This window comes from Trinickia symbiotica (assembly GCF_002934455.1).
GTDB lineage: Bacteria > Pseudomonadota > Gammaproteobacteria > Burkholderiales > Burkholderiaceae > Trinickia > Trinickia symbiotica.
Genome location: NZ_PTIR01000010.1, coordinates 139,584 through 157,104 on the forward strand (window position 1 = coordinate 139,584; position 17,521 = coordinate 157,104).

Here is a 17,521-nt window from a genome sequence, read left to right on the forward strand (position 1 = left end):
TGTTTCCGCCCTGAGCTTTGCGCCTTTGATTCTTTGATTCTTTGACTCTTTGACTCTTTGATTCGAAACGGCAGTTTTCCGGAGCAGTAAATGGCAGTCAGCGTTTTCGATCTCTTCAAAATCGGCATCGGTCCTTCCAGCTCACATACCGTCGGGCCGATGCGGGCCGCGCTCCTTTTCGTGCAGGGGCTCGAGCGTGACGGGCAGCTCGAATCGACGGCTTCGGTCAAGGTCGAGCTCTACGGCTCGCTCGGCGCGACAGGCAAGGGCCATGGCACGGATCGCGGCGTCATGCTCGGCCTTATGGGCGATGCGCCCGATACAGTCGATCCCGATACGATCGGCGCGCGGCTCGAAGCGGTCGGCAAGTCGAGGCGTCTTGCCCTCATCGGCAAGCACGAGATCGACTTCGTGCCGAAAGAGGCCATCGCGTTCTACCGCCAGGCTTTGCCCGAGCATCCGAACGGTCTGAAGCTGCGTGCGCTCGACGCGGCCGGCGAGACGCTGCGCGAAGGCACGTACCTTTCGGTTGGCGGGGGCTTCGTGGTGACAGCAGGTGCGCCGAATACCAAGGTGCTGTCGGCTGTCGATGAGCTCGCCCACCCGTTTCGCACCGGTAACGAGCTGCTGGGGCTTTGCGCGTCGACGGGCAAGACGATCGCGCAATTGATGTGGGAAAACGAGCGCGCCTGGCATACGGACGAAGAGACGCGCGCCGGTCTGTTGAAGATCTGGAACGTCATGCAGTCTTGTGTCGCGCGCGGCTGCGGCATCGGCAATCCCGATGCCGACGGAACGCTGCCCGGGCCGTTTCAGGTCAAGCGCCGCGCACCGCAGCTTTATCGGGCACTGACGGCGAGTCCCGAGCAGAGCTTGCGCGATCCGCTTTCGATGGTCGACTGGATCAATCTCTACGCGATCGCCGTCAACGAGGAGAACGCCGCGGGCGGGCGTGTCGTGACGGCGCCGACAAACGGCGCGGCCGGCATTATTCCCGCCGTGCTGCATTACTACACGCGCTTCGTCGCGGGCGCGAACGAGCAGGGCGTCATCGATTTCCTCATGACGGCCGCCGCGATCGGCATTCTCTATAAGCTCAATGCGTCGATCTCGGGCGCCGAAGTCGGCTGCCAAGGCGAAGTCGGCGTCGCGTGCTCGATGGCGGCGGGCGCGCTCGCCGCCGTCATGGGCGGTAGTCCCAAGCAAGTCGAGAATGCGGCCGAGATCGGCATGGAGCACAACCTCGGGCTCACTTGCGATCCGGTCGGGGGGATGGTGCAGATTCCATGCATCGAGCGCAATGCGATGGCGTCGGTGAAGGCCGTCAATGCCGCGCGCATGGCGCTGCGCGGCGACGGCAGCCATTACGTTTCGCTCGATTCGGTCATCAAGACGATGCGCGAGACGGGAGCGGATATGAAGACGAAGTACAAGGAGACGTCGCGCGGCGGGCTGGCCGTCAATATCGTCGAGTGCTGAAGACTCAAGCTACCCAAACCATTCAGGAGGTTGCCGCATCATGCCGAACGCCGCCGATACCGCCACCATGACGGGAGCGCGTCTCCTCGTCGATGCCTTGCTCACGCACGGCGCCGATCGTGTTTTTTGTGTGCCGGGCGAGAGCTTTCTGGCCGTACTCGATTCGCTCCACGACGTGAGCGAGCGCATCCAGACCATCGTCTGCCGCCATGAGGCGGCGGCGGCCAACATGGCCGAGGCGACGGGCAAGCTGACCGGCCGGCCCGGCATCGCGTTCGTGACGCGCGGCCCGGGTGCCACGCATGCCTCGATCGGCGTGCATACGGCGTTTCAGGATTCCACGCCGATGATTCTTTTCATCGGCCAATGCGCGCGCGACCATCTGGACCGGGAGGCGTTTCAGGAGATCGACTATCGCCGCATGTTCGGGCAGATGGCGAAATGGGTCGCGCAAATCGACGACGCGCGCCGCATTCCGGAATATCTCAGCCACGCGTTTCATACGGCTTGCTCAGGACGGCCGGGACCCGTCGTTCTCGCGCTGCCGGAAGACATGCTCTCGGACCCGTGCCCGGCCGTTCCGGCTGCGCCCAGATACCGGCGCGTGGCGGCAGCGCCGGCGCCCGCGCAGATCGACTCACTGCGAGAGCTGCTCGAAGCGGCAAAGAAGCCGATGGCGATCGTCGGCGGCAGCGGATGGAACGAGCAGGCATGCTCCGATTTGCGTGGTTTTGCCGAACGGTGGCAGTTGCCTGTCGGCTGCGCGTTCCGCTATCAGGACACGCTCGACAACGACCATCCGAACTATGCGGGCGACGTGGGGCTCGGCATCAATCCCGCGCTCGGGAAACGGATCCGCGAGGCCGATCTGTTGTTGGTGATCGGGCCGCGTCTGGGCGAGGCGACCACCGGCGGTTACACCTTGCTCGATATCCCCAAGACGAAACAGACGCTTGTGCATGTCCATCAGGGTGCGGACGAGCTGGGGCGCGTCTATGCGGCCGACCTGCCGATCGTCTCGGGCATGCCCGAGTTCACGGCCGCGCTGGCCGCGCTCGATCCGCGCGCGACGCCCGCCTGGGCGGGCAGCGCCGACGAGGCGCATCGCGAATACCTCGAATGGCGCCGTCCGCGACCGATGCTCGGCGACGTTCAACTCGGCGAGATCATGGCGCAATTGCGCAAGCGGTTGCCGGCCGACGCGATCGTGACGAACGGCGCGGGCAACTATGCGATCTGGCTGCACCGCCACTTCGCCTATCGGCGGTTCAAAACGCAGCTCGCACCGACGAGCGGCGCGATGGGTTACGGCGTGCCCGCCGCGCTTGCGGCGAAAGTTTGCCACCCGGAGCGCATTGCCGTGGCCTTTGCCGGCGACGGCTGTTTCATGATGGCGGGGCAGGAGCTTGCAACGGCGATGCAGTACGGGCTCAATGCGATTTTCATCGTCGTCAACAATGGGCACTACGGCACGATCCGCATGCACCAGGAGCGCCACTATCCGGGCAGGCCGCACGGCACGGGGCTGACGAACCCCGATTTCGCGGCGTTCGCCCGTTCGTTCGGCGCGCATGGCGAGACGGTGGAGAGAACTGCCGACTTTTTGCCGGCATTCGAGCGCGCGATCGAAAGTGGGCTCCCCGCACTGATCGAGATTCGCGTGCCGCAGGAAGTCAGCACGCCCAATGCGACGCTCGAGCAGATTCGGGAGCAAGCGCGAGCGACGCGCGGGCAGTGAGAGCGGCTGATCTCCATCGCCCTCTGGAAGGTTCGTCGAGGAAATGCGTTGCTGCGCACTAAGCCGATCGTCATAGACAATCCTGAGATTCGAGGCGAACTACCGAACCCAATTCTCCAAGGGCAGGTTAGGTACGCGGGCGAACTCATCGGTGTTGTCGGTTACGAGCACGGCATCGATCGCCAACGCGTGTGCGGCAATCAACATATCGTTCGCGCCGATCAGCTTTCCACGCCGCTCTAGGTCTGCGCGCAGATGTCCGTAGTACCGATCTGCCTCGCCGTTGAGCGCCATGACCGTTAGGCTCGCCAGGAAAGTGTCGACGCGATCCGAGAGTGCCGGTGAGCCTTTCTTTTCAGCGCCAAAGCGTAACTCCGCGGCGACAACGATCGATGTGCAGAGGCGCTCGGGCGGCATTTCGCGGATGCGCGCGGCGCAGCTTCCGCGCGTATTGCGAATTGCGTCGGAGACGATGTTTGTATCGAGTAGGTAAAGGGTCACTATAGGTCCACCGGTTCCGCGGGAAGGTCACCGATATCGGGGAAATCATCATCGAGCGGTTCCCACTGGGCCAGGAGCTCTCTCAGCGGAAGAGTCTTTATCGGTTCGATGATGAGGCATGCACCTTCCTTCCTGATGATGACCTCATCACCGGGAAGTTCGAGTTCACGCGGAATGCGAATGGCTTGATTGCGCCCATTGCGGAATATCCGGACATGCCGGCCTTCTAGTGTCGTCACGATAATCTCCTTGGCATATGCCTAAGCCTATGCCAAAATCGGCAGCGTTGCAACGCATACTTGAGGCGCGGCCAGGCTAGCTCGCCCGGCTGTTCGTCAGCGCGGCGTTGCGTGCGGTACCGATGTTGATATCGGCGAGACGGTCGCCGGGCGGTGCATGGGCACCGAGCGGCTGATCGGTCGGCGACGATCGTCAATCGCCCGCGTATGCTCGCGACGACAGGCCGACCGGCACTGTAGACGATCAATGCCCTCGATAGAGCTCGACCTGCATTTGGGACAACTGTGTGCGCCGTCTTTCGGCGGCCGGCATTTGGAACAGCCACCGTGGCCTTAGCGTCGTGAAAGAGGGCGTATCGAATTGCTGAGGTGCCCGCGGCGGCGTCTCAGCCACAGCTAGCGTGCGACGGTGCGTCCGACGGATAGGATGCCTTGGCGCGGCCGAAGCCGCGTGCTCGACAGGGCGCTTTCTCACGCTCGGTTTGCCGGCGGCGGGGCGCGAAGGCGACGCGTCTTCGTCGCGAGCATCTTGCTCGACCGATCCGGTCGAACTTCTCGCTGTTTCGTCCTCGCTGCGCGGCTCGCTTTGTGAATTGGCAGCGGCGGCAATTGTTTCGCATTCCGAACTATCTTCGGCGTTGCAGCCCTCCGAGGCGGCGCGCGTTGGTGCGGGTGCCGCCGCTGTTTTCGCGGTCTCGTCTGGCTTCGCCGATGTCGTCGACCCGGGTCCCGGCTCGGCGTCGCGCGCGATAGCCGACTCTTGCGTTGCCGTCGGTGAAGCTTCTGTCTGCGTCTGAGCCATTGGCGAAGTGAGCGGTCGCTCACTTGATGGGGAATGAGCCGTGGTTGTCGCCCGAGGCTTTGCGTGGGCCGACGGCGGCGATCTGTGTTGAGCGCGTGGAGGCGTCCGAGACGTCGGTTTCGCAGAAGTCGACAGCGGCGCCGTGGGCTGAGCACTGGCCGGCTCGCCGGTTCGCTCATTGGCAGGTATTGAAGAAGAATGCGGCGAAGTAGGCGCTTCCATCGCCGCTATGATCGCCGTTGAGGGGGCGCTGGCGAGCGCCGGCGGTTTTGCCGTGATGGCTGCCTCGGCGGCCGCGATCGCTTCGGATTGCTGAGTTTGCTTGCTGGGTGCCGGCTTCGGTTCGTGGGCGGCCGTGAGGTTAGTGGGCGCTTGCGTCGGCGCCGTTGCTGGCGGTCGAGGCGGTGCCGGCTCATGCGCGGAGGGCTTCGGCGCTTGAGCCAGTACCTGATCGTGCAGAGGCTGTGCCGGCGTTTGGGCTGGTGCGGGGCCGCTCGCCGCGGGCCTCGGCGTTTGCGCCAGTGCGGGAGCGCTCGCCGCGGGCTTCGGCGTCTGCGCCAGTGCGGGCGCGCTTGCCGCGGGCTTCGGCGTCTGCGCCAGTGCGGGCGCGCTCGCCGCGAGCTTCGGCGTCTGCGCAAGTGTGAGTTCGCGCGCCGAGGGCTTTGGCGCTAGCACTGCCGCCGACTCGCGCGCAGGCGGCTTGGGCCGCGCCTCGGTCGTGCTTGTCGCAGGTGCGGTGGGCAGCGGCTTCACGTTCGCTGCAAGCGGCGTCTGGGGCTGCGCGGGGGCCGGCGCGCTCGGCGGTGTCCGACGCTGCTGCGCGGTGGAACGGTTCGGGTGCTTGGAATCGCCTAGCCTCGTCGCATCGCTTGTATCGTCCGTGCGTGCGCTCTCGATCTGCTGCTGCAGCAGCGCGACGAGCGAGTCGGACGTCCTCGCCGGGTGAGGCAAAGCCGAGTCGTCCCGCGCTTCGTCGGTTTCGGGATTGCGAGCATCGCGGCTCGCTTGCTCGGCATACCGGCCTTCGACGTTGCGCCACATCTCCTGCGCATTCTCGTGTTCGGTGATGGCCACGTAGCTGCCGAACCCGGCGGCGAAGCCGAAAAGAATCACAGCCACGCTGGCCGAAACGCCCCAGCGTCGAGCGCCGTTGGCATCGGCGGGAGCGAGGCGTCGCGGCAGCGCCGTGCGCGTTCGCGCGGGTGGGCGTGCGGTCCGATGAAGCACAGGGAGACCCGGCGGTTCGCGCGTCGTCGCGGGCGAGTGCGAATCGTCTGAGATGGCAAGCCCAGCGTCGAACCGCAAAAGCACGCGCTGCCCGCATCGCGGGCAATTCGCGCTCGTCGCTGCCAACGCCGATCCGCAGCGCGGGCACTGCAACGGCTGTGCCTCCTTCGTCGCTTCCCTCTGCATAGGCCCTCGGGGATGAAGCCATCCCCAATATATGTGCCTCGTCACACGAAAGATCAATAAAGGATGGCGCGCGGATGTTCGCTACTTAACATACGAAAGCGAACGCGGTACCCCAAACGCGCTTTCCGTTGGGGACTTCCCCATCCTTGCCGTGTAACATCGTTTCGAAAGCCGGCCATTGCGGCGGGGACCCCATGAGCGAAAGACAAATGCGCGCCCGGGTCGCGAGTATCGCGATCGCTTCGGCCGTCGCGTGGTCGTGCCATGCCGGGGCCGCGCCCGAAGCTTCCGCACCGGACGCATCCACGAGTCGTTGCTCCCCGGCGTTTTCCGAACGCGACGTGGAGCGAGGCCTCGTGATGCACACCAACTGTGGCTTGCCGGCGCCTGTCGTCGAGCGCCTCGTCGACGAGCCGAACCGTGCCGCTCAGCGTGCCGGACTTGCGAGCAATCAGCGTGCCGCGCTTGCGCGCGCCGCCAACATCATGCTTGCCGCGGTGCGCGAGGAAGCACTCGAGAATGCCGCGCCGGTGCTGGCCGCGCTCGCGGCGATGGCGCAAAGCCATCCCGACGTCGATTTCGTTGCGGTGGCGCAGCAATGGAGCATGCGGTATCGAAAGCTGCTCCACGAGACATCGGTGACGCGAACGTCCGATCCGACCGAGCTCGATGTCGATCGTGCGGTCGGCCATTTGGAGCTCGGCGCCGCCGCCAAGCTTCTCGCGGGACAACTACGCGAGGACCAGGTCCCCTCCGCGCTCGCCGCGGCGCGCCGGCACGAGGCGTCCATCGTCGAATGGCTCAGGTTCTCCCCCGAGCGCGCGCTCGGTTATGCCAAGGCGGCTCACGCGCTGCAGCCCGACGATATCGAGCTGTCGGAGACTTACGCCGACATGCTCGACGAGCTCCGCCTGTTCGAGCAGGCGGAGCCGATTTACGAGTTGCTGCTCGTCCGCTATGAGTCGCTCGCGCAGGATCGGCCCACCGTATGGCGTCCGCGAATCGGGCGGCTTTTTTTGAAACTTGGCGGTCTTTACGCGGCGCTGCAGTTGAGGAAGGATGCGGAGGGTGCTTACCTGCGCGCCCTCGGGATCTTCTGGGGACTCGCGCGCGGCGAGCCCCTCACGTACGGTCCGTCCGTCGCCGTCGCATTCGCCGATCTCGGCATGCTCTACCGCGATTCGGACCGGCCCGAAGACGCGCTCGAAGTCTATGGCGAAGCGCTCACGCTCGATCGCGCGCTGGCGCAACACGACAAGAGCGCTTACGAACCCGACGTTGCCGCGACGCTCAACGATCTCGGCGTGCTTTACCAGACGATGCATCGCAACGACGACGCCAACGGCGCTTATGGCGAGGCGCTGGCAATCGATCGCCGGCTCGTGAGCGAGAACCCCGCGGCCTACCGCCCGGTACTCGCGCGAACGCTGAACAATCTGGGCAATCTCGACAGCGACATGGGCAAGCGGGACGACGCGTCCCAGGCCTATCGCGAAGCCTTGCAAATACGACGTCAGCTCGCGCGCGAAAGCTTCGTGCTGAATGGCGGCGACGTCGCACGCACGTTGTCGAATGTGGGCGCGCTGTATCGGGCGCAAGGCCGCTCGGCCGAGGCGCAACAGAGTTACATCGAGGCGCTGCGAATCTATCGAAGGCTGCGCGGCCGCGCGCCAACCGACTATCGGCCCGACGAAGCGCGCACGTTCAACAATTTAGGGGTCCTATACAGCCGGACCCATCGACCGCGCGAGGCCGAGGATGCGTTCCGCCGATCGATCGCGCTTTACGATTCGCTGTCGAGAGCGGATCCCTCATCGCATCGCAAGGATTTCGCGCGCGCTTTGAACAACCTCGCGCAACTCTATGGTCGGACGGGTCGTCCCCAAGAGGCCGATGCGGCCAGACGCAAGGCCGCCAAGATGCTCGAGGCCGCCAGCGAGCAGTGATTGGCCGAGCGCGTCCTCTCGAGGCTTAACGACGCCTGCGCGGAGGAACGAAGCGCCACGTGCAGAGGACGAGCAACGCAAACAGTGAATAGGCCACTGTGAAGACCCAAGGCGGAAAGTCGTAATAGATCAGGCGTTGCAACCAGTACTCGACGAAACCTTGGCTCGACGTCGCGCCGTGACGCAGCCAGGTCTCGAGCACGGTCAGCGGACAGGGGATGTCGGCGACGGCGAGCAGTGCGACGATACCGATCGCGCCCAGATGCAAAAGCCGGAAAACCGGATTGCGCACCCATTGCCAACCTAGCGGCACGCCGACCCATATCGCCGCGAAGCCGCCGACGATGAACGAAACGACGAGTGCGTGAAGGATGAGGACGATGTCGGCCCAGGCGGTCATGGGCACAGTTTACCGTCTGGGCAGGGCCGCGATTCTCTCGGGGTTGGGGCTCGCGCTCCCGGATACAATTCGGCAGCACCGCATCCACTCGACACGAGGCGAATTGATCCATGCGTAATTCCGACCGGGCGTTCCTGCTCGGCCCGTTATTGAAAGGCGTTTCGCGTTCCTTCTACCTGACGCTGCGCGTGCTGCCCAAGGGCATGCGCGAGCCCGTCGGTCTCGCCTATTTGCTTGCGCGAGCAGCGGACACGATCGCCGATACGTCGTTGATCGAGCCGGCGCAACGGTTGTCTCTGCTGCACGAATTGCGTGAGCAAGTGAACGGCGCATCGGATGATGGCGCATTCGCCCGTCGTCTTGCCGGCGAAGTCGCGGCGCGGCAAACGCAATCCGATGAGAAGGTCCTGCTCGAATCGCTCGAGCCGGCGTTGCATCTCTTGGCGCAATCGAAGGAATCCGACCGTGAAGCGGTGCGCGGTGTCGTGATGACGCTGACGAGCGGGATGCAGTTCGATTTGCGCACGTTTCCGGACGAGCGCTCGGGCTCCCTCGCTGCGCTTGCGGAACCGGCCGACCTCGATCGCTACACCTACCTCGTTGCGGGGTGTGTCGGCGAGTTCTGGACGAAGATGACGTACGCGTATGCGCCGGGCTCGCTCGCGGGCGATCCGGCTCTGGCGATCGAGCGCGGGGTGCGATTCGGCAAAGCGCTGCAATTGACGAACGTGCTCCGCGATTGCGCAAAGGACCTGCGCATCGGCCGCTGCTATCTGCCGACGACGATGCTGAGCCGCTACGCGATCACGCCCGAGGATCTGAAACTACCCGATGCTTCGGCGCGTGCACGACTGCTCATGCTCGAGTTGGTAGGCATTGCCCTCGGACACTACCGCGCGGCGCTCGACTATACGTTCGCCATTTCCGCGTCGTCCATCCGATTGCGGCTCGCGTGTCTCTGGCCGATATTCATCGGTCTCGAGACGCTGCAATTGCTCGTCGATAACGAAAACTGGCTCGATCCCGCCAAGCCTTCGAAAGTGCCGCGCGCTCGCGTCTACGAGATCATGGCTCGCTCGACGGCGACAATCGCATGGGGGAGGGCGCTGCGCGGATGGGCCGACGGCATCATCGACGCGATCGAGGCACGCATTGGAGAACGCGCAGCCGTTGCGCATGCCGAGGGTCGAACCGTGAAATAATGGGCCGGTCCGCACGCCTCGCGTCGAGGGAGCCCACGAAATGCCCACATCCAGTTCACTGCTCGCGTTTGGCCTCGTCGCGCTCGGCATGGCGCTGACGCCCGGCCCCAACATGATGTATCTGGTCTCGCGCTCGATCTGCCAAGGCCGCACCGCCGGCATGATCTCGTTGGGCGGCGTGGCGCTCGGGTTTCTGTTCTACATGTTGGCGACGGCGTTCGGCATCACCGCCTTGCTTTTCGCCGTGCCGCTCGCTTATGACGCATTGCGCTTCGGCGGTGCGCTCTATCTCGCCTACCTTGCCTGGCAGGCCCTGAAGCCGGGCGGCCGATCGCCGTTCCAGGTGCGCGCGCTGCCGCCCGACAGTCCACGCAAGCTCTTCGTGATGGGGTTCTTCACCAATCTGCTCAATCCGAAGATCGCGATGCTCTATCTGTCGCTGCTGCCGCAGTTCATCGATCCACATGGCAGCGTGCTCGCGCAGTCGATGACGCTGGGCAGCATGCAGATCGTCGCGAGCCTTGCCGTCAATTCCGTCGTGGCGATCATGGCCGGTTCGATCGCGTCGTTCTTTTCGGGGCGTCCTGCGTGGCTCGTCGTACAGCGTTGGCTGATGGGTACGGTGCTCGCCGGGCTTGCGCTCAGGATGGCGACGCAGGCGCGGCGTTGACCCCGATTCAATCACGAACCCGGACTGCGCAAGCAGGAACGCCGGTTTCAATGCCTGCTCGGATGCTTCGGAATGGCTCATGAACTTGCCTCCTCAGGATCGACGGTAAGTCGGGCAGAACCGGATGCCGTACCGCGGCACGGCGGGCATGGTGCTGTCCCCGTTCCTACGACGAACGACCAGGGGCGAAATCGACACGGCGGCGCAGCTCGTGATCGGTCGGGAGTCCGAACGAACGATTGGAAGACCCCCGGCCGACGCTTGGCCGAGCGATCGCGGTGGCTTGCTTTATTCGCCGATGGCCCGCGCGGCGCCGTCAAGCTCCTGATTCAGCACGTGCTGCTCGTCCCCCGACAGTCCGCCGCCATGCTGAGTTGCCATGTCGCGCGCTTCCTGACGGATGACATCGAGCCGGTGATGCAGTGCGCCGCCCTGCGGGGGCGGATAGTAGCCCTGATTGACGTGCCAGTCGATGCGCCGGCTTAGGTTGTCGATGCGATCGCCGATCTGATCGAAGCGTTGCAAGGCGGCCTCCCGCGGATTCGGCCGCGGAGGGGGCGGGGCGCTCACTCGCTGCGGCGGCGGAGTCACCACGCAGGCGGTCAACGATGAAATCAATGCAGCGCACGCGAGCGCTCGAATCGTATGTGGCATTCCCATTCTCCTTGTATTGGCGTTGTCGTTCACGGTGTTGCTAGCGTTGCGATCCCCGCGCGCAGCGCGATGTCGCGATGTCGCAATTCAGGCGACATCGCAGAAACGGCTGAAGTAATCGCCGCGATGACATCGCGGTCGCGAAAGTTGTAACGGAGTCTTCGGCCGGCGGGCCCCGCCTTTCGTCGCGCGCTTTCAGGCGGTCTCGCGAGCGAACGTCAGGCGTCGGCCCTCGCGCGCGCTGCGCTCGGCCAGCTCAATGATCGTCATGACGTCGACCGCATCCTGCGGCGTAACTGGAAACGGCGAGCCATGCCGGATCGACGACGCGAGCGCTCGATAGAAATCGACATAGGCACCCTCCTTCGTCGGTAGCGGGCGCTCGATTTCCTGACCGTCCGAGATCGCCCGCAGCGTGCCGGCCGCGTTGCCGCCGCCGAAGCCCGCGTCGCCCGGGCGCAGGCCGGCCTTCAATTGATCCTCTTGCGTATCGAGGCCTGCTTTCACGTAGCTGCCGAGCGTGCCGTGGATTGCGAAGCGCGGAGGCTCGAGGGCGGACAGCGCGCTTGCATGGAGCACCACTTCCTTGTCGGCATAGCCGAGCAGCAGGTGCACGTAGTCAGGGGCCGTCGCATGATCGCGGTGCGTCTTCACGCTCGCGTAGACCGTCTCCGGCGCCCCGAACAGCACGAGCGCCTGATCGATCAGATGGGGACCGAGGTCGAAGAGCAGCCCGCCGCCGCGCGATGCTTCCTCGCGCCAGCGTTGGCGGATCTGCGGACGAAAGCGATCGAAGTGCGACTCGAAATGGACGATGCGGCCGAGCGCCTGGCTGTCGATGAGTTCGCGCACGGTAAGGAAATCGCCGTCCCAGCGCCGATTGTGGAATGGCGCGAAGACGAGGCCGCGATCGCGCGCGAGCCGGGCGAGGGCGAGGGCGTCGGCTGCGCGCAGCGTGACAGGCTTGTCCACGACGACATGCTTGCCGGCCTCGAGCGCCGTTGCCCCCATCTCGAAGTGCGTATCGTTAGGCGTGGCGATGACGACGCACTCCACTTCGTCGAGCGCGAGCAGCGCTTCGAGATCGGGGACCGTCTTCGCCTGCGGATAGTCGGCGAGCGCTTGTTCCGGCTTGCTCGTCGCAATCGCCGCGATGCGTGCGATGGGTTCGCGCGGATCGTCGGCGGCATGGCCGCAGCGCTCGATGACAGGTGCGTGGAACGTCGCGCCGGCGAAACCGTATCCCATCAAGCCGATTTTCAGCGATGAAGTCATCTGGGCTTTCCGAAAGCTTTCAAGCGGGTTGGCGCGTCGCAGCCTCACGAGGCTAGTCGTGCGCGAAGTCGGCATTTTGGCACGAGGCGACGCAAGAGAAGCGGTAGCCGGAGCGCTCACTTGGTTGGCGCATGGAGTCGCAATTCGTTCGTGTTAACATCGCGCACTCGCCCTCAGCTTTCCATCTGGCTCGAATAAGCGCTGAAGCGCCCACTCGCCAACTCCACGAACAAGATGTCCGCAGCAATGAATGCCGCCCAAAGCGAGGCGGTTCGCTACTTCGACGGCCCATGTCTCGTGCTTGCCGGCGCAGGCAGCGGGAAGACGCGCGTCATCACGCAGAAAATCGCCTATCTCATCGAGCAGAAAGGCTTCGAGCCGCGCCATATCGCCGCTGTGACGTTCACGAACAAGGCGGCGGCCGAGATGCGCGAGCGTGTCGGCAAGTTGCTCGAAGGCAAGACGCTGACGGCGCCCGGCAAAGAAGGGCGTAAGGTGCCCGTGAACCAGTTGACGGTCTGCACGTTCCACTCGCTCGGCGTGCAGATTTTGCGGCAGGAAGCCGAGCATCTGGGTCTCAAGCCGCAGTTTTCGATCATGGATTCCGACGATTGCTTCGCGATGATCCAGGAGCAGGTCGGCTCGACCGACAAGGGATTCATCCGCAAAGTCCAGTCGATCATCTCGCTTTGGAAGAATGGCCTCATCGATCCCGAGGGGGCGCTCGCTGGCGCATCGAACGAAGACGAACATCAGGCTGCCATCGTCTACCGCAACTATGTCGCGACGCTGCACGCCTATCAGGCCGTCGATTTCGACGACCTGATCCGGCTGCCGACGGAGCTTTTCGCGCAAAACGAGGGGGTACGCGACAGGTGGCAAAACAAGCTGCGATATTTGCTCATCGACGAGTATCAGGACACCAACGCGTGCCAATACGAATTGCTGAAGCTGCTGGCAGGGCCGCGCGCGGCGTTCACGGCGGTGGGCGACGACGATCAGGCGATTTACGGCTGGCGCGGCGCGACCCTCGAAAACCTCGCCCAGCTCGGCAAGGATTTCCCGAAGCTTCACGTCATCAAACTCGAGCAGAACTACCGCTCGACGGTGCGCATCCTCACGGCCGCGAACAACGTCATCGCCAATAATCCGAAGCTGTTCGAGAAAAAGCTGTGGTCCGAGCACGGAATGGGCGATTCAATCACCGTGACCGGCTGCAACGACGAAGAGCATGAGGCCGAATCGGTCGTATTTCGACTCTCCGCGCACAAGTTCGAGCGGCGCGCGCAGTTTCGCGACTATGCGATCCTTTATCGCGGCAATTTTCAGGCGCGGATCTTCGAGCAGGTATTGCGGCGCGAGCGCATCCCGTATGTTCTTTCGGGGGGCCAATCGTTCTTCGATAAAGCCGAGATCAAGGACATCTGCGCCTATTTGCGCCTCATCGCCAATCCCGACGACGACCCCGCGTTCATTCGCGCCGTGACGACGCCGCGGCGCGGCATCGGCAACACCACGCTCGAAGCGCTGGGCTCGTTCGCGGGACAGGCGAAGGTGTCGCTCTTCGAGGCGGTCTATATGGGCGGCATCGAAGCGCGCCTGTCGGCGCGGCAAGTGGAGCCGCTGCGCGTGTTTTGCGATTTCATTCAGCGCATCGGCGAGCGGGCGACGAAGGATGCGGCGACGACATTGATCGACGATTTGATGGAGGCCATTCATTACGAGGCCTACCTCTACGATACGTTCGACGAGCGGCAGGCGCAGTCGAAGTGGCAGAACGTCCTCGAGTTTCTGGAGTGGCTCAAGCGCAAGGGGACCAAGCCCGAGCGCGAAGAGGCCGAAGATGGCGAAGCGACGGGCTACGACAACGCCGACGGGCTGGCCGACGAGGGCAAGAATCTGCTCGCGCTCATTCAGACAGTAGCGCTGATGTCGATGCTCGACGGCAAGGACGAGGATCCCGATGCGGTACGCCTGTCGACCGTTCATGCATCGAAGGGGCTCGAGTACCCGCACGTGTTTCTCGTGGGCGTCGAGGAGGGGATCATGCCGCACCGCGGCGGCGCGGACGACGAGCCGATCGACGATGCGCGCATCGAGGAAGAGCGGCGCCTGATGTACGTGGCGATCACGCGGGCGCAGCGCAGCCTGCATCTGAACTGGTGCAAGAAGCGCAAGCGCGCGAGAGAGACGGTGGTCTGCGAGCCTTCGCGGTTCATCGCCGAGATGGGGCTCGACGAGGCGCCGCCGCCCACGCCCGAGGAGGCGCCGATGACGCCGAAAGATCGGCTCGCCAGCCTCAAGGCATTGCTTCAGAAGTCCTGAACATCAGAACTCCTGAATATTGGCGGTGCTGATTATTTCGCCGCGCTGACCATATAGTCGACGGCGGCTTTCACGTCCGCATCGGACGCCTGCGATCCGCCTTTCGGGGGCATGTTGCCCTTGCCGTGCAGCGCGTAGTTGTAGATCGTGTCCATCGGATCCTTGAGGCGCGGCGCCCAATCGGCCTTGTTGCCGAACTTTGGCGCGCCGAGCACGCCGGCCGCGTGGCAGGCCTGGCAAACCTGCTGGTAGAGAGCCTTGCCGGCCTGGTTCGCGTCGGCGCTCGCGGTGGTCGTGGCGGGAGCCGATGCGGGTTCGGCCTTGGATGCCGAGTTGAGCGCGGCCATTGCGGCGGCGGCTTGCTGACCTGCCGCTTGGGCGCTGGCGTCGGCTGGCGATTGTGCCGAGGCGCCCGACGCTCCTGGGGCGGCTTGGGCCGTCGCCGTTGCACTTGCGCCCTGCGCCGGTGCGGCCGGCTCGGGGAAATTCGCCCCGCCGTGATCGGCCATGTAGACGACAGCGCGGGCGATCTCGTAGTCGCTGTAGTCGTCGGGCGATGTACCGCCGCGCGGCGGCATCGCGCCTTTGCCCGTCAATGCCGTGTGCAGCAATGTGTCGTAGCCTTGCGCGATGCGCGGCGCCCAGTCCGCGCTGTTGCCGAACTTCGGCGCTCCCGCGGCTCCGGTGCCGTGGCAGGTGACACAGACGGCCTTGAAGACTTCCTCGCCTGTCTTATAGACGTGCGGCGCGTTGGCATCGCGAACCGTGACCTGCGCGATCGGGGCGATGCGCTTCGCGACGGCGGCATCGGCGAGCTCGTCGGTGCCGGCGCCCGTGCGTACCGTCTCGTTGACGTTGTAGGCCAGCAGCCAGATGATCACGATCGGGATCGCGAACGCGGCGACGACCGCCGCAATCAGCTGGCCCGGCGTTTTGATCGGGGCTCCGTGTGGTGCTTCGCTCATGCTTGTCTCGTCTCCCGGTGAATATTTGTTCGTGAGCGGTACAGCGTGACGGCAACGACGACTACGGCAACGACTTACTTCATTCCATCGACCACGGACGATTATAGACGGAAGGTTTTGGCGTCGGCGAGATGGCGCTCGGATGGTATGGGGCGCGTTTACCCGCAATTGTTTGCGGTGGGTTTCCGCGCTTCGAGCGGTCGTTTGGGGGCGCGGAGCGAGGCAGGGCGGGCGTTGCCCGGTATTCGGGGGCGGATCGGGGGCGGGGCGAAGGTGGACGCGTCACGCGAAACAAGGTATTCTCTTTGTCTTGCTCGGCGCTGCGCCCCACCGGCCGCGGCGCCTTCGCATTGAAGCGCCCGTAGCTCAATGGATAGAGTACTGCCCTCCGAAGGCAGGGGTTGCTGGTTCGATCCCAGCCGGGCGCGCCATCTTGTTTTCCGTAGAAATCCCCTGAAGTCCAGTCCTGAGAAGCCTTGCCGGATAAGGCGTTGCAGGAAATTTGCGTCCGGGAAACGCCAGAGAATTCCCGGGAAATCCGCCGTTTGCATGTCCCTCAAGTTGTACGCAAAATGGTTGCTCCTCGATTGTGCCTTGTTGGGTACAAGATCATGGGACAGCTCACCGACTTGCAGGTCAAGAACGCGGAGCACCGGACGAAAGAATACTTTCTGGCGGATGGCGATGGGTTATACCTTCGCGTTCGTCCGACTCGTAAGGTCTGGGTTTATCGCTACATGCGAGATGGAAAAAACATCAAGCTGAAGGGGCCAATTTTTCGTCGTGTAGCCAAGCGCTCCGAGGCGACGCGCTACATGAGCTAGAACACGATCAACAGTGCGCTGCGTACGCTGGGCTACGACACCAAAGAGCAAATTACTGGTCATGGTTTCCGTGCGACGGCCCGTACTCCGATCCGGGAATATCTCGGGTGGGATAAGGAGGTGATTGAGCGTCATCTAGCTCATGTCTCGAGCGAGGAACTGGGCGATAGCGCTGCACCATCTTCATCGTTTCCCATCCTCCAAGGTCGGCCTGCGGAATCTGCGCATCAGAAGCGGTAGCTTTGCTGCATTTGATGATTGATCGAGTCTCCGCGATATTCCAGTTTCGGGTCATGCGTAATCAACATTTCGATGATTGCGAACAGCCCAATTACCTGAAATTCCGAATTCGTAGGTAACATGCTGAGCGAGTGCGCACATTAAGCCCTTGAATTCCTTGGTGGCGTGTGGTGACTCGAACACTCGACCTACGCATTAGAGACCGCCTCCCTGGCGCGTGAGAAGCTCAGAATGTAACGGGCATGCCCGATGGCCTGCTCAACGCATCATGCCATGCGACTGTGCCCACTCACGCAATGCTTGATTCATCCGCGTCTGCCAGCCTTCTCCCTGCGACTTGTAGGCTTCGATGATGTCAAGATCGATGCGCAGATTCATCTGCGCTTTCTTAGCGCCGGGTGGGCGACCGCGCCCGCGTTTCACGAGTACGCCGGCGAGGTGCTCGTCTGCCTGCTCGAAGAATTCATCGCCGAGCTCTGGAATTTCCTCATAGTCTGCCGGCTTGACGCCGCGGGCGTCAGCCTTCGCCAAGTCGCTCTGCAAAGCGCTTTTCCTCGCGTTCATTTGCCTTCCTCATCGAAATAACGTGGCGAGCGTCGCCCCGTTGTGTCCATACCACGATAACCATGCGGCCCCCCAAGCGCCCGACAGTAACGATCCGCTCTTCACCGTAGTCGAAACGGTCATCGACCATATCGAGTGTGTTGCCTTCGAAAACTGTTGCGGTGTCTTCAAAGGCGAGTCCGCGGTCCTGGAACGTCGCATCACGCTTGGCTCGATCAAAGGTTATTCTCACTATTTATTGTATCCCCAAAAAATGAAGAGCGCCAATGTTTTTTTGTATCCCC

The 17,521-nt window shown here is 63.7% G+C and carries 14 protein-coding genes, 1 tRNA gene and 2 pseudogenes; 9 read left to right on the forward strand and 8 right to left on the reverse strand.

Annotated features, from left to right (window positions below):
- Positions 1 to 90 precede the first annotated feature (90 nt).
- Together B0G57_RS16135 and B0G57_RS16140 are read left to right on the forward strand one after the other, a co-directional pair.
- A complete protein-coding gene (locus tag B0G57_RS16135; RefSeq protein ID WP_018441431.1) occupies positions 91 to 1,479 on the forward strand; it encodes an L-serine ammonia-lyase in 1,389 nt (462 codons plus the stop codon).
- Positions 1,480 to 1,519: 40 nt separating this feature from the next.
- A complete protein-coding gene (locus tag B0G57_RS16140; protein ID WP_018441432.1) occupies positions 1,520 to 3,217 on the forward strand; it encodes a thiamine pyrophosphate-binding protein in 1,698 nt (565 codons plus the stop codon).
- Positions 3,218 to 3,316: 99 nt separating this feature from the next.
- Here the strand turns inward: B0G57_RS16140 and B0G57_RS16145 are convergent, their stop codons facing one another.
- Complete coding sequence (locus tag B0G57_RS16145) at positions 3,317 to 3,718, reverse strand: type II toxin-antitoxin system VapC family toxin (protein WP_018441433.1); 402 nt, start codon at positions 3,716 to 3,718, stop codon at positions 3,317 to 3,319.
- A complete protein-coding gene (locus tag B0G57_RS16150; protein ID WP_018441434.1) occupies positions 3,718 to 3,957 on the reverse strand; it encodes an antitoxin in 240 nt (79 codons plus the stop codon). Before B0G57_RS16150 ends, B0G57_RS16145 begins: the two co-directional genes overlap by 1 nt.
- 2,574 nt (positions 3,958 to 6,531) lie before the next feature.
- Between B0G57_RS16150 and B0G57_RS16160 the strand changes: the two genes are divergently transcribed.
- Positions 6,532 to 8,118 (forward strand): tetratricopeptide repeat protein, encoded by a 1,587-nt coding sequence (locus tag B0G57_RS16160; RefSeq protein ID WP_223258586.1) that lies wholly within the window; start codon positions 6,532 to 6,534, stop codon positions 8,116 to 8,118.
- Positions 8,119 to 8,143: 25 nt separating this feature from the next.
- Here B0G57_RS16160 and B0G57_RS16165 read toward each other — a convergent pair whose 3' ends face one another.
- Positions 8,144 to 8,518: a DUF2784 domain-containing protein gene (locus B0G57_RS16165; RefSeq protein WP_018441437.1), complete on the reverse strand. Its 375-nt coding sequence runs from the start codon at positions 8,516 to 8,518 to the stop codon at positions 8,144 to 8,146.
- A 110-nt stretch (positions 8,519 to 8,628) separates the two neighbouring features.
- On the opposite strand from B0G57_RS16165, the gene B0G57_RS16170 reads away from it, so the two are divergent.
- Positions 8,629 to 9,720 carry a phytoene/squalene synthase family protein gene (locus B0G57_RS16170; RefSeq protein ID WP_018441439.1) on the forward strand — a complete coding sequence of 364 codons (1,092 nt, stop codon included), beginning with the start codon at positions 8,629 to 8,631 and terminating at the stop codon, positions 9,718 to 9,720.
- 40 nt (positions 9,721 to 9,760) lie between these two features.
- A complete protein-coding gene (locus tag B0G57_RS16175; RefSeq protein WP_018441440.1) occupies positions 9,761 to 10,390 on the forward strand; it encodes a LysE family translocator in 630 nt (209 codons plus the stop codon).
- A gap of 288 nt (positions 10,391 to 10,678) precedes the next feature.
- Here the strand turns inward: B0G57_RS16175 and B0G57_RS16180 are convergent, their stop codons facing one another.
- Together B0G57_RS16180 and B0G57_RS16185 are read right to left on the reverse strand one after the other, a co-directional pair.
- On the reverse strand, positions 10,679 to 11,044 hold the full coding sequence (locus B0G57_RS16180) for a hypothetical protein (RefSeq protein ID WP_020566272.1): 366 nt from the start codon (positions 11,042 to 11,044) through the stop codon (positions 10,679 to 10,681).
- A gap of 195 nt (positions 11,045 to 11,239) precedes the next feature.
- Positions 11,240 to 12,319, reverse strand: a complete 1,080-nt coding sequence (locus B0G57_RS16185) for an oxidoreductase (protein WP_020566273.1) — start codon at positions 12,317 to 12,319, stop codon at positions 11,240 to 11,242.
- 234 nt (positions 12,320 to 12,553) lie between these two features.
- On the opposite strand from B0G57_RS16185, the gene B0G57_RS16190 reads away from it, so the two are divergent.
- The gene (locus B0G57_RS16190; RefSeq protein WP_026229806.1) at positions 12,554 to 14,644 is read left to right on the forward strand and encodes a UvrD-helicase domain-containing protein; all 2,091 of its coding nucleotides are present in this window, start codon (positions 12,554 to 12,556) and stop codon (positions 14,642 to 14,644) included.
- 32 nt (positions 14,645 to 14,676) lie between these two features.
- On the opposite strand, the gene B0G57_RS16195 is transcribed toward B0G57_RS16190, so the two are convergent.
- Positions 14,677 to 15,609, reverse strand: coding sequence for a c-type cytochrome (locus tag B0G57_RS16195; protein WP_018441444.1), 933 nt, complete (start codon positions 15,607 to 15,609; stop codon positions 14,677 to 14,679).
- Between the two features lie 355 nt (positions 15,610 to 15,964).
- Between B0G57_RS16195 and B0G57_RS16200 the strand changes: the two genes are divergently transcribed.
- The 3 genes and pseudogenes from B0G57_RS16200 to B0G57_RS31755 all read left to right on the forward strand — a co-directional run.
- A tRNA-Arg gene (locus B0G57_RS16200) sits at positions 15,965 to 16,040 on the forward strand.
- 180 nt (positions 16,041 to 16,220) lie between these two features.
- Positions 16,221 to 16,361, forward strand: a pseudogene (locus B0G57_RS31385) (Arm DNA-binding domain-containing protein); the annotation flags it as partial.
- A gap of 15 nt (positions 16,362 to 16,376) precedes the next feature.
- Positions 16,377 to 16,604, forward strand: a pseudogene (locus B0G57_RS31755) (integrase); the annotation flags it as partial.
- A gap of 327 nt (positions 16,605 to 16,931) precedes the next feature.
- Here the strand turns inward: B0G57_RS31755 and B0G57_RS16210 are convergent.
- Both B0G57_RS16210 and B0G57_RS16215 read right to left on the reverse strand, forming a co-directional pair.
- Positions 16,932 to 17,204, reverse strand: a complete 273-nt coding sequence (locus B0G57_RS16210) for a BrnA antitoxin family protein (RefSeq protein ID WP_020566275.1) — start codon at positions 17,202 to 17,204, stop codon at positions 16,932 to 16,934.
- Entirely contained in the window at positions 17,191 to 17,469 is a 279-nt protein-coding gene (locus tag B0G57_RS16215) for a BrnT family toxin (RefSeq protein WP_018441448.1), read from the reverse strand. The genes B0G57_RS16210 and B0G57_RS16215 overlap by 14 nt, the downstream gene beginning before the upstream one ends.
- Positions 17,470 to 17,521 lie beyond the last annotated feature (52 nt).